This window comes from Paractinoplanes rishiriensis (genome assembly GCF_016862375.1).
In the GTDB taxonomy this organism is placed as follows: Bacteria; Actinomycetota; Actinomycetes; order Mycobacteriales; family Micromonosporaceae; genus Actinoplanes; species Actinoplanes rishiriensis.
Genome location: NZ_BOMV01000069.1, coordinates 242,521 through 254,404, shown reverse-complemented (window position 1 = coordinate 254,404; position 11,884 = coordinate 242,521). Strand labels below are relative to the sequence as shown.

Here is an 11,884-nt window from a genome sequence, read left to right as displayed (position 1 = left end):
AACAAACATCAAGCCAAAGCGGGTTCTCGGATCAACCGAGTGCCCGCTTTTGGTTCCTGGACCGCCTTTTGAGGCATGCGCTCGTGCGTAGCATTGCGCATAACTTGGCTGGTGGAGGCGAGCCTCGGACCGCGTCCTCGCGACGTTGTCGAACCGGAGATCGCGACGGCGCCGCTCTCCCCGCAGTCCGCTGCTTGCCGACGCCTTCCAGCGGATCGGCCGGGGCACTAATCGCATGTTCGCCGAGCAACCCGGGCTCGGCCGCCCGGCTCTGGACCATGGCCGAAGCTTGGATGCGCGTGCCTGATCGGGGGAGAGGGGCACTGATGGGTCTCACGTGGGCGGATCTGGCGCAAGCCGTGGTGGGTGGGCTGGCGGCGGTCCTGGGGGTACAGGCGGCGCAGGCGGGTCTCGCGGCGTTGCGGCGGCGAGGGGTGTGTCCGGAGCGCTGGGTCCGGGCGCGGACGTTTCTTCTGCGGCGGCGGCGGCGATGGGAAGATCACTCAGCGTGGTCGGACTGACCTGGACTCATCGGCCAAGCTTTGGGGGAAGTTTGTCGATGGATCCGGAGGAGCTCGCGGCCGACTGGGCCGCCCGCGTTGAACGGCAGTCCGCACTCGCGATGGAGCTCAGCGAGCGCCTTCGGCAGGCGACGGCGTCCGCGGCATCGTCCGGGGTGAGGTGATCACGCGGCGCACCGGCCGTGGCTGGCGTGGATCGGCTATGCCGTGGGCGTCGTGGCCCTCGTACCCCTGCTGCTGTTGATTTTGATCTTTAAGGAACTCCCAGCGAGAGCACGCCGACGGTCTGGCCGCCCATGATCTCGCCGGTCGGGCGGAAACCCAGCCTGCGGTAGAACGGTTCCGGGCCGCCCGCGCGGGGTTCCCAGCTCACGTAGGCCTCGGTGGCGCCTCGTCGGCGGAGCTCAGCGCAGACCTCTTGCACGGCGAATCGGCCGTACCCCTGACCCTGATGATCTGCCGCTATGTTGAGGCGCCACAGGCCGGAACGCGGCTCGCGGCCGTCGTCGCGGGGGAAGTTCAGGAACGCCATCAGGAAGCCGACCACCTGGTCGCCGTCGTAGATCAACCGAGGCCAGGCATAGTCGGGATAGAGGTACGCCTCGGCCAGCGACTTCACCACCGGGGCCACCAGATCCTGCTGGTCGTCGCGGATGCGCAGCGCGATCGCGGCCGCGAAATTGTCGGGGGTCACCTCTGCCAGGTGCATGGTAGGAACCCTAGTGGCAGCCCGAAACGCGAAAATTGCTACTTTTGCGTGGTATCTCTGGAGCAAGTCTTCGGAGGTGACGCATGAAAGCTCCCCTGCCCGACAACGAAACCGACCGGCTCACCGCGCTCTACGGGCTCGACATCCTGGACAGCGCTCCCGAGCAGGACTTCGACGACATCGTGGCGCTCGCGGCGAACGTGTGCGGCACGCCTGTCTCGCTGGTCACGCTGGTCGACACGGATCGCCAGTGGTTCAAGGCCCGGGTCGGGATGGATCTCTGCGAAACCTCGCGCGACCTCTCGTTCTGCGCGCACGCGATCCTCGGCGAGGATCTGCTGGTGGTGCCGGACGCCACCAAGGACGCCCGGTTCAGCGACAACCCGACGGTGGACATGGAGGGCGGCATCCGGCTCTACGCCGGCGCGCCGCTGATCACCACCGAGGGGCACGCACTCGGCACGCTCTGCGTGATCGACAACGAGCCGCGCCAGCTCGACATCGAGCAGTTGCAGGCGCTGCGGGCGCTGGCCCGGCAGGTGACCTCGCAGATCGAGATGCGCCGGCACGCCATCGCGCTGGCCAACACCACGGCCCGGCTGCAGGAGCTGGAGCGACGCAAGGACGACCTGGCCAACCTCGTCGGCGGAGACCTGCGGGCGCCGCTGCGGCTGATGTCGTCGTACCTGGACAAGCTCGGCAGCACCGGCATGCACGACGCCGAGATGGCCGAACTGGTCGGCCGGGCCACCGCGGGGCACATCCGCGGCTTCCTCGACCTGTTGCAGCACCTCACCACGATGGCCGAAGTCGGCGTCGGGAGCGAGAGCCTGCACATGCGGCAGATCGACCTGACCCGGGTCACCCAGCGGGCGGTCGAGGCGGTGCGGCCGATCGCGGCCACCAAGCAGATCTGGATCCTCAACCAGGCCGGCGGGCCGGCGCTGCCGATCATCGCGGATCCGGTACGTCTCGAGCAGGTGCTCACCCACCTGCTGTTCGCCGCGGTCAAGTACACGCCGTCGGGCGGCCGGGTGCGGGTGGGCACCGAGATCGAGTCCGGACCGACCGTGCGGCTGGACGACATGGACATGCCCGACGGCATCCGTCCCGAGCTGTTCCCGCACCTCTACTACGGCGCGATCGCCCACCCGTCGGAGATCCCGGGCCCCGATCGGGGACTCGCGGTGGCCAAGAAGATCCTGGACGCGCACCACGCCACGGTCGCGCTGGCCGACCGGCCCGGCGACGGGACCTCGCTGCACGTGGTGTTCCCGTTCGCCCAGCCCACCACGGCCGAGCAGATCGCCGACCTGGTCGCGGCCTGACTTTTAGCCGGCCCGGTTTGTCGCCGGCCCGCACCGCGCCCGGCTGCAGATCGGGCGGGTGCGGGCCGGCGCGTTACCCGGTGTAGACCGGGCCGGAGCCGCCACCCGGGGGCGAGCCGGCTGACGGTAGGTCCTCGGGGTCGTAACCCGGCGGCGTCTGGGTCGGCACCACCGGCCGGGCCACCGCGCGTCCGGAGGCCGGGTGCCGGGGCTCCCGGCGAGTCTGGTCCAGGGTGGGCGGCCAGGTGTCGACCTCCGGGGCTAGGCCCTGAGCCGGCACGGGCGGCGGGGGAACGCCCTGACCTCGGGGGGCCAGCCCGGCCCGCTGCAGCTTGTGCCAGCGCAGCCGGCCGCCGGTCAGCGCGGTGGTGGCCGACTGGATCAGCACCAGGTACATCAGCTGCCGGTAGGCGAACTGCTGGAGCGGCAGCCGCCACAGGGGCCGCAGCGACTCCTTGTCGAAGCGGAACGCCACCGCCGCCGTGAACAGTTGCAGGCACAGCATGCCGAGCCAGGCCGTCACGGTGTCGCGCAGCTCCCAGAACACCAGGCCGTACACCAGCATCACGTCGACCACCGGGGCGAGCAGCGGCAGCGCCACCCCGAACAGGGTCAGGAACGGCAGCCCCACCCGGCCGAACCGGCCGGACGGACCGGTGTCGAACAGCGCCCGGCGGTGCTTCCACATCGCCTGCATGGTGCCGTAGCTCCACCGGTAGCGCTGCCGGTACAGCTGCTCCAGGGTGGTCGGCGCCTCGGTCCAGGCCTTGGCCCGCTCCTCGTACACCACCCGCCAACCGGCCCGGCACAGCGCCATGGTCACGTCGGTGTCCTCGGCCAGCGTCTCGTCGCTGATCCCGCCGACCTGGCGCAGTGCCTCGCGGCGGAACGCGCCGATCGCGCCGGGCACGGTCGGCATGCAGTTAAGTACCTCGTAGAGGCGACGGTCCAGGTTGAAGCCGATCACGTACTCGATGTGCTGCCAGGCGGCGACCATCCGCTCCCGGTTGCCGACCTTGACGTTGCCGGCGATCGCGCCCACGGTCGGGTCGGCGAACGCCTGCACCAGCATCCGGATCGAGTCCTCCTCGAAGATCGTGTCGCCGTCGACGGTCACGATCAGGTCGTGCTTGGCCAGCGCGATGCCGGTGTTCAGGGCGTTCGACTTGCCACCGTTGGGCACCCGGATGACCCGGACGTTGGGCAGCGCCATCCGCTCCACGATGGCCGCCGTGCCGTCGGTGGAGCCGTCGTCGACCACCACCACCTCGATGGCCGGGTAGTCGCCGCCGGCCAGCGAGCGCACCGCCGCCTCGATGCCCTCCTTCTCGTTGTAGGCCGGCACGATCACCGACACCGGTTCGGTGACCGGCGGGCCCCAGCTCCAGCCGGGCTTGCGGCGCTGCCGGGCGTGGCGGGTGGCGAGCAGCAGGAGGAGGAGGGTACGCCCGATGGTGAGCAGACCGACCACCAGGAACAGGATCGCGATCACCCAGACCATGCCGTCGGCAGCACCGACCGTCCAGATCACGGCTGCGCCCCGCCAGACGTCGCGCTCGGCGGCCGGCGGGTTCTCCGGCAGTTCCGGTACCGGAGCCGCGGCGGCCGCGATGCTCTGGTTGAGCCCTTCGGTGATCGTGGTGAAGCGGTAGCCGCGTTCCTTCATCGCCGGGATGAACTGGCCCAGCGCCGCCAGGGTCTGTGTACGGTCGCCGCCGGAGTCGTGGAACAGGATGACCGCCGAGGCGTCGCCCTGCGGGGTGGCGTTGCGCAGGATCTGCTCGACCCCGGGCCGCTGCCAGTCCTGGCTGTCCAGGTCGTTGACCACCACGAGGTAGCCCTGCTTGCCGGCGTCCTTGATGATCCGCCAGTTCACCTCGTCGATGGCGTCGGCCTTGGACGAGTACGGGAAGCGGGCCAGGTTGGTGTGCACGCCGGTGGCCCGGGCGATTGCCACCTGGGTCTGGGACAGCTCGAGCGAGCGCCGCCAGGGTGCGATCCGTTGCATGTTGGGGTGGGTGAACGTGTGCAGACCCAGCTCATTGCCGCGCGCCGTGATCCGCTTGGCCAGCTCGGGGTGCCGGGCCACCTCGGAGCCCACCACGAAGAAGGTGCCGTGCGCGTCGTGCTCGGCCAGCAGGTCGAGCACCTTCGGGGTCCAGGCCGGGTCGGGACCGTCGTCGAAGGTGAGCGCGATGGTCTTGGCCGGCATCCGGCTGCTGCTCTCCTGGCCGCCGGTGGTGTTGATGACCGGCCCGCCGGAGCGGATCGCCGCCGGGACGCCGCTCTGGTCGCCGACCTCGCTCTCCAGGTGGTCGCCGCGAAACTCGGCGTTGATGTACGCCTGCACGACGAGCACTCCGACGAAGACCGCAAGCAGCAGCGTCCCCAGCACGATCCGCGGTTTGGGCAGCAGCCGGCGGCGGACGGGTCCGCGCGCGCGGCCGCGTGCCCGGCGGGCGGCACTCACGCCGACGCCTCGGGGTCCGGGGCGCTGCTGGGCTTCGGCTCGTCGGGCTTCGGGGCGGGCAGCGACGTGGATTCGGTGACCGGCTCCGTGGTCGACTTCGTCTCGACCGGGGTGCCACCGCCCTGACCGCCGCCGCCCTGACCGCCACCACTCTGACCGCCGCCGGCCGGCGGCGGCTCGGGCGCGACCGGCTTCTCCTCGACCACGACCGGCGGCGTGGTGGTCGGCGCGGTGGTGACCGGGCCGGTCGCCGGCGGCGTCGTCGTCGACTCGGTCGGCTTGGTGGTGGTGGTGGCCGGCTTGGGCGCGGTCGTCCGGGTGGCCGCCGGCCGGGCCGTCGCCGGGCTGCTGGCCCGGGTCGACTCGACGCGCGGCGCCACCGAGCGCGGTGCGGCGGTGCGGCGCGGCAGGGCGTCGGTGACGTAGGTGGCCGTCGGCGGCTGGCTCGGCGTGGGTGCCGGTGTCGGCTTCGGCTGGGGCTCCGGCTCGTCGAGTTTCTCGGCCAGCCCGGGCAGCGGCAGCACGGCACTGGAGCGCACCGGTCCACCGGCCAGGCTCACGCTGATCAGGCCGCCGTAGACCATGACCAGAGCGCCGAACGCGTACGCGAGCCGCCGCAGAAGCCGGCTGCGCCGCCCGGTGGTGTCCACGAACACCGGAGCCGGCATCGCGACGGAGATCACCTCGGTGTCGGGGATGTCGTGCTCGGCGGAATGCGGGTTTTGACGCTCGTGCAAAGTCACGCGGCGAGCTTAAAAAGCATCAACGGAGATCGTGCGATCACTCACCCGATGGGATGACGGATGATCGCTTTCCGGAAATCAGCCGAAATGATGAGCGTCCACGTTTGACCAGATGGACATCGGTGTGTGCCACCGGAAGAAGATCGCGCTGAGCTGCGGGATAATGACACTCGGTAGGAGGTTACGCCAATTCCGCAAACTATTTGATGTCGCTTTCCCGACTGATCCGCGGAGGTGGAAGCGAAAAGAATTCACGCGGCAATTAATCGGGTTAAAGCAGATTACGGGGAAATGTCCGATTTGGCAAACAGGCATGATCGAAATTTGAAACTTCGGCAGCGACCCGTTGTGTCCGACATCGGAGGTCGTTAAGCTTCATCTTGCGCGCCCCTATCGCCCGCTTCCCCCGTGGCAGGCGATCGGGGCGCGCCCCTATTTGTGGATCTTCCGGGTGGATCTTCTGTGGATCCCCGGTCTGCCGATCGAGTCGGTCAGATCCAGCGGCCGCCCAGCCACATCCTCGTCGACCAGCTGTCGTAACTGATCAGCTGCCCCACGAAGATCGGGTAGAAGTAGGCGAAGCACAGGGCCACCAGCACCACGAACGCGCCGACCGCCACCGTGCCGATCAGCTGCCGGTCGGTGCGTTCCTTGCCGGTGGCGACGCCGTCCGCCGGCGTCATGATGGCGCCGAGCACGAAGACCACGGCCAGGATGAGGAACGGCAGCGCCGGCAGCGCGTAGAACGCGAACATCGTCCGGCCGTCCTTGATGGCGTAGTAGAACCACGGCAGCAGGCCGGCCACCACGCCGACGCCGATGCCCCAGGCCCGCCAGTCGCGCCGCGCGATGCCGAACCAGACCAGCGCGAACAGCGCCGGCAGGAACGACCACCAGAGGATCGGCGTGCCCAGCAGGAGGATCTCGCGGGCGCAGCTGGGCGCGCCGCAGTTGCCGCTGTTGTTCCAGTAGAACGCCACCGGCCGGCCGAGCAGCAGCCACTGCCACGGCCAGGACTGGTAAATGTGCCGCTCGGTGAGGCCGCTGTGGAAGTCGTACGCCTGCTGGTGGTAGTGCACGAGGTTGAGCAACGCGCCGATGATCGGCGGCTCGCTCATGTCGTTGGCCTCCCGGTAGTGCCGGAAGTAGCCGGTGTCGGTGACGAACCACCCGGTCCAGGTGGCCAGGTATCCGAGGATGGTGAGCACGACGCTGAGCAGGCCCCAGCCGATGTCGCCGAGGATGCCGGCCACCACCGGCTGCCGGATCCCGGCCGAGCGCCGGGCCTGCCACCGCCAGACCAGCACCAGCACGCCGAAGAACGGCAGGAAGAACGCGGCGCTCCACTTCACGCCGCAGGCCAGGCCCATCAGGACGCCGGCGGTGAGCAGCCACCACGGCACGATGCGCGGCACGGCCGGGGTGCGGGCCGGGTCGTACCCGTCCTCCAGGGCGCGGAGCAGCCGGCGCCGGTAGTGGTCGCGGTCGAGCACCACCGCGCCGAACGCGGCCAGCACCCACAGGCCGATGAAGATGTCGAGCAGCGACGTGCGGGAGAGCACCAGGTGGAAGCCGTCCAGCGCCATCAGCAGACCCGCCGCGCCGGCCAGCAGCACCGAGTGGAACAGCCGGTAGGCGATGCGGACCAGCAGCAGGATCATCACGGTGCCGGCCACCGCGGCCGGGAACCGCCAGCCCAGCTCGGTGTTGCCGAAGATCATTTCGCCGACCGCGATCATCCACTTGCCGAGCGGCGGGTGGACGACGTACGCGGGCCCGTTGGTCTTCTCGTCCCACTCGACGCCGTGCTGGAGCATGTCCCAGGCGTCGGTCGGGTAATACACCTCGTCGAAGATGTAGCCCTTGGGCTGGCCGAGGTTTTGGAACCGCAGAATGGCGCCGATCGCGACGACCAGCAGCGTCACCAGCCACGAGTGTGGGTTGAGCCAGTTGTCGAGGGTGGCCAGCCGGCGCCGGACGATGTCGGGAACGCCGCGCACCCCGGTGCGCTCCGCCGTCCTGGGCGGTTCCGGAGTGAGCTCTGTCTCAGCAGTCGCCGTCGTCACCCCGCGATCCTAGGACGTGCGCCTGGGAACCGACGCCCGCAGGAGGCGCGTCCTGGCATGTGATGGACTTTCGCCGTGCCTGCGAACCAGAACACTCAGGGCCGGGTGGTGCTCGCCGGAGCGCCGCTGGGCAACGTCGGCGACGCGTCGGCCCGGTTGCGCGAGGTCCTGGCCTCGGCTGACGTGATCGCGGCCGAGGACACCCGGCGGCTGGCCCGGCTGGCCCGCGACCTGGGCGTCACGGTGACCGGGCGGGTGGTCTCCTACTTCGAGGGCAACGACGAGCGGCGTACCCCCGAACTGGTCGAGGCCCTGGCCGGCGGCGCCGTGGTCGCGGTGGTCACCGACGGCGGCATGCCGAGCGTGTCGGACCCCGGATACCGGCTGGTCCGGGCTGCGCTGGAGGCGGGCTTCCCGGTGACCGCGGCGCCCGGTCCGAGTGCGGTCACCACCGCGCTGGCACTGTCCGGGCTGCCCAGCGACCGGTTCGTCTTCGAGGGCTTCCTGCCGCGTACCGGCTCGCATCGCCGGTCCCGCCTGCGCGAGCTGACCGCCGAGCCGCGCACGCTGGTGTTCTTCGAGGCGCCGCACCGGATCGCCGGCGCGCTCGCCGACCTGGCCGCGGCGTTCGGCGCGGAACGTCCGGCGGCGGTCTGCCGGGAGCTCACCAAAACCTATGAGGAGGTACGCCGCGGCGCGCTCGCCGAGCTGGCCGAGTGGGCCGCCACCGGGGAACCGCGCGGTGAGATCACGCTCGTGGTGGCGGGTGCGCCGGCCGGTCCGGCGGTCCGGCCGGACGACGGCGAGCTGCGGGCCGCGGTCGCCGAGCGGGAACGGGCCGGTGCGTCCCGGCGGGACGCGATCCAGGCGGTCGCCGACGCGTACGGCCTCAAGAAGCGCGACGTCTACGCCCTGGTGCACCAGCCCGGGCCGGCGTGACGCCGGGCGCCGGGCGAGCGCACCGTCATGGGGGGCCAGGGCGGCCATGAATGACTAACTCCTCCCCTGTCCGGATGCCGGATGACGGGGGAGAGAGTGAGCGGTGGTGGCGGGCGGCGGCCAGCGGCGCCCGGAAAGTTGCGCAATTGCGCAACCGGAACCCCGTTGCGCAGATGCGCAGTTCTCGATGTGGTTCCTGGTCAGTAGGGTGCCCGGTGCGGTAGTCAGGCTTGCACAACGGAGGGGGAGTTGTCGATGCGCGCAACGCCGACGGCGGTGCCATCGCTCGGTCGGTGGGGCCTGTCCGCCCACGCCGACCTCGTGTTCCGTGCCCTCACCCTGGACGGACCCAGCACCTCCGGGTGGCTGGCCCGGCACCTGGACGTCGCCGCCGCCCGGATCGACCGGGCGCTCGACGAACTGGCCGCCTGCGGTGCGGCCGCGCCCGGCGGCACCGGTCCGCAGCGGCTCTGGACGGCCGGGCCGCCGGCCGAGGTGATCGACCGGCTGCGCCGGCGCCGGGAGCCGATCCTGGTGGCCGAGCAGGCCCGCCGGCACCTCGGCACGGTCACCGACCTGCGCCTGGAGCGGCTGCTGCCGGGTGCGGTGCGGCGACTGCCGTCCCGGTCGCTGGTCCGGGATCGGATCGCCGAACTGGCCGGCCGCGAGCGGCACGAACACCTCGCCATCAACACCGAGGACGTCATCACCGCGGATGCGAAGGCGGTGGCGGATCCGCTCGACCGGGCACTGATCGCCCGGGGCGTGCGGATGCGCTCGGTCGGCCTCCCGGCCCGCGACGGCAGCGTGGCACCGGCTCCGCCCGGCGCCGAGTTCCGGATCGCACAGTCCCTCCCGATCAAGTTGATGATCTTCGACCGCCGGGTGGCACTGATCCCGGCCGATCCGCTCGAGCTCAGCGCGGGCGCGGTCGAGATCGCGGACCCGGAGGCGGTCGCACAGCTCGTGGGGCTGTACGACCGGGTCTGGTCCGCCGCCGAGTCGTACCGCCGGGAGGTACCCACCATCGAACTCAACACTCGCGAGCGGGCCGTCGTGACCATGCTCGCCGCCGGCGCCACCGAGGAGGCCGCGGCCGTCCGGCTCGGCCTGAGCCGGCGGACGGTCGTCACCACCCTGCGGGTGCTGATGGACCGGCTCGGTGTGGAGAACCGCTTCCAACTGGCGCTCATCCTGGGCGCCGCGCACGCCATCCCGCTACCACCGGCCGGCACGCCGGCCGCGAACAGAACCGAAGAGGAATCCTGATGTCCCGCTTCCGTCGCGCCGCCGCAGCGGTCGTCGTCCTGCTGACCGGCGTGCTCGCCGCTCCGACCGCCGCGCAGGCCACGACGCTGCCGTGGAACAGCGCGCCCTGCATCACCGGCGGGTTGTACGACATCGTCACCGACACCCACCAGAACTGGTACGTGGTGCGCGGCAGCGCCACCCAGTGCGCGCCGACCGTGGAGTACGGCGGGTTCCGGGTCGTCGTCTACAAGGAGAACGCGGCCCGCGGATTCTCGGCCGGCTGGAACGCCCGGCAGTTCCCGAGTGCCGAGCCCGGCGAATCGGTGTGGTTCGGGGCCGCGGCGCTGCAGCGCAAGGCCGGCAACTACGGGCTGTGCCTGGTCGCCGCCGGTGACAAGCGCATCGACTGCGCCTCGGCCACGATCTCGAAGGCGTCGGCGGCCGTGGGTTCTCCGCCGGTGCTCTGGCCGATCAGCGTCGACGATCCGCTGGTGGCGAAGGAGTTCGACGCCGACCCGTACACCGCGGCGCCCAACCCGGCCGTCGGCAACGGCCATGACGACAACCCGCACACGTTCTGCGGCACCTGCTGGTAACCGTCACCAGGCGGCGATCAGGAACCCGCCCAGCAGCAACAGCGGTCCGGCGAGGCTGGCCAGCACGGCGCCGCGCCGGGCCCGGCCGGTCTCCAGCCGCCGGGCCCCGGTGACGCCGGCGATCGCGTATCCGCAGAACAGCACCAGGGTGAAGCCGAGCAGCCAGCGCAGTTGCAGCAGCGGGCTGGTGTCGCCGAGGTAGGAGCGGTGGCTGTCCCGGCTGACCATCCGGGCCGGGCTGACCGTGCCGGCCACCCGCTCGCCGGGGCCGACCCCGAGCAGGGTGACCCGGGCGACCGTGAAGCCGCCGTCGGCCGCCGCGAACCGGCCCACGCAGCGCTGGCCCACCCCGGAGCCGGTGCACTGGGTGGTGGTCGCGTAGCCGCGCTCGCCGTGGCCCATCGACAGCCAGAACGGCTCGGCGCTGACCCAGGCGAAGAACGCCGACACCAGGCTGAGCACGATGAGCGCGAGAAGTGCTCCGACCGGCTGGCGGGTGACCCGGCCCGGCCGGCGGCGCGGCAGGGCGTGCGCCGGGCGCTCGGTGGGCGGCGGCTCGGTCGCTTCCGGGTCGGCGTTCCAGAACGGGTGGTTCTCCAGGCGCTCCAGCCGCGCATCGGTACGCGGCGATCCGGTGAGCGGCGGCAGCGGCTCGGTGGGGCGGTTGCGGTTGTGCCGTTGCGGCGCGAGCACCGGGGGCACCGGGGGCACCGGGGTGCGCTCGATCGGGACCGTCGGCCGGTTGCGGGCGTTCGGCTCGGGCAGCACCATCACGTCCGGCTCGGCGGGGGCCGGTTGGACGGGGGCCGGCTGGGCCTCAGCCGGGGTCTTCTCGTCGGCGGCCACCGTCTCCGCGGTGTGCTTGGGCTGGTGGCCGGACGGCGGGCGGAGCGGGTCGTAGCGGTGCGGGTCCGGCTGGTCGTGGTCGCGTTCCACGATGGCCGGCTCGGTGCGCTGCAGTTCGGCGGCCACGTCCTGGGTGCCGGCGGCATGCCCCTCGGCGGCCTCGCCGGTGCGGGTGTTCTCCACCTCCCCGGGCGGCACCAGCGTGCCGGTGCCACCGGCGGCCGCCTGGTGCTGCGGCGAGCGGCGGCGCGGGTGCCGGGTCTGCCCGGTGGGCGGGTCGGTAGCGGTCCGGTCGGTCCCGCCGCGCCACCACGCCGGGTCCGGATCGGCAAACGACCACGGGCTGCCCTCGTTGCGAGGCGTTTCCCCTGGCTGCGGCGTTTCTCCGATCACGGGTCCATTGGACTACGCGACG

At 71.4% G+C, this 11,884-nt stretch carries 9 protein-coding genes; 4 read left to right on the top strand and 5 right to left on the bottom strand.

What is annotated here, in order from left to right; genetic code table 11:
• Positions 1–774 precede the first annotated feature (774 nt).
• On the bottom strand, positions 775–1,230 hold the full coding sequence (locus Ari01nite_RS33235) for a GNAT family N-acetyltransferase (protein WP_203786185.1): 456 nt from the start codon (positions 1,228–1,230) through the stop codon (positions 775–777).
• 83 nt (positions 1,231–1,313) lie between these two features.
• On the opposite strand from Ari01nite_RS33235, the gene Ari01nite_RS33230 reads away from it, so the two are divergent.
• Positions 1,314–2,558: a GAF domain-containing sensor histidine kinase gene (locus Ari01nite_RS33230; RefSeq protein ID WP_203786184.1), complete on the top strand. Its 1,245-nt coding sequence runs from the start codon at positions 1,314–1,316 to the stop codon at positions 2,556–2,558.
• A 73-nt stretch (positions 2,559–2,631) separates the two neighbouring features.
• Here Ari01nite_RS33230 and Ari01nite_RS33225 read toward each other — a convergent pair whose 3' ends face one another.
• From Ari01nite_RS33225 to Ari01nite_RS33215, 3 genes are all read right to left on the bottom strand, one after another.
• Complete coding sequence (locus tag Ari01nite_RS33225) at positions 2,632–5,028, bottom strand: bifunctional polysaccharide deacetylase/glycosyltransferase family 2 protein (protein ID WP_203786183.1); 2,397 nt, start codon at positions 5,026–5,028, stop codon at positions 2,632–2,634.
• Positions 5,025–5,771 carry a hypothetical protein gene (locus Ari01nite_RS33220; RefSeq protein ID WP_203786182.1) on the bottom strand — a complete coding sequence of 249 codons (747 nt, stop codon included), beginning with the start codon at positions 5,769–5,771 and terminating at the stop codon, positions 5,025–5,027. The genes Ari01nite_RS33225 and Ari01nite_RS33220 overlap by 4 nt, the downstream gene beginning before the upstream one ends.
• Positions 5,772–6,262: 491 nt before the next feature.
• Entirely contained in the window at positions 6,263–7,837 is a 1,575-nt protein-coding gene (locus Ari01nite_RS33215) for a dolichyl-phosphate-mannose--protein mannosyltransferase (protein WP_203786181.1), read from the bottom strand.
• 75 nt (positions 7,838–7,912) lie between these two features.
• On the opposite strand from Ari01nite_RS33215, the gene rsmI reads away from it, so the two are divergent.
• The 3 genes from rsmI to Ari01nite_RS33200 all read left to right on the top strand — a co-directional run bounded on the left by rsmI (position 7,913) and on the right by Ari01nite_RS33200 (position 10,623).
• On the top strand, positions 7,913–8,776 hold the full coding sequence (gene rsmI / locus Ari01nite_RS33210) for a 16S rRNA (cytidine(1402)-2'-O)-methyltransferase (RefSeq protein ID WP_203786180.1): 864 nt from the start codon (positions 7,913–7,915) through the stop codon (positions 8,774–8,776).
• A 255-nt stretch (positions 8,777–9,031) separates the two neighbouring features.
• The gene (locus Ari01nite_RS33205) at positions 9,032–10,045 is read left to right on the top strand and encodes a LuxR C-terminal-related transcriptional regulator (protein WP_203786179.1); all 1,014 of its coding nucleotides are present in this window, start codon (positions 9,032–9,034) and stop codon (positions 10,043–10,045) included.
• A complete protein-coding gene (locus tag Ari01nite_RS33200) occupies positions 10,045–10,623 on the top strand; it encodes a hypothetical protein (RefSeq protein ID WP_203786178.1) in 579 nt (192 codons plus the stop codon). Before Ari01nite_RS33205 ends, Ari01nite_RS33200 begins: the two co-directional genes overlap by 1 nt.
• A gap of 3 nt (positions 10,624–10,626) precedes the next feature.
• Here the strand turns inward: Ari01nite_RS33200 and Ari01nite_RS33195 are convergent, their stop codons facing one another.
• Entirely contained in the window at positions 10,627–11,862 is a 1,236-nt protein-coding gene (locus Ari01nite_RS33195; RefSeq protein ID WP_203786177.1) for a hypothetical protein, read from the bottom strand.
• Positions 11,863–11,884: the final 22 nt, after the last annotated feature.

What these genes read in the sequence shown, in the direction of transcription:
- Ari01nite_RS33230 (WP_203786184.1), top strand. Translation starts at nt 1,314, where the DNA reads ATGAAAGCTCCCCTGCCCGACAACGAAACCGACCGGCTCACCGCGCTC.
- Ari01nite_RS33205 (WP_203786179.1), top strand. Translation starts at nt 9,032, where the DNA reads ATGCGCGCAACGCCGACGGCGGTGCCATCGCTCGGTCGGTGGGGCCTG.
- Ari01nite_RS33200 (WP_203786178.1), top strand. Translation starts at nt 10,045, where the DNA reads ATGTCCCGCTTCCGTCGCGCCGCCGCAGCGGTCGTCGTCCTGCTGACC.
- Ari01nite_RS33235 (WP_203786185.1), bottom strand. Translation starts at nt 1,230, where the DNA reads ATGCACCTGGCAGAGGTGACCCCCGACAATTTCGCGGCCGCGATCGCG.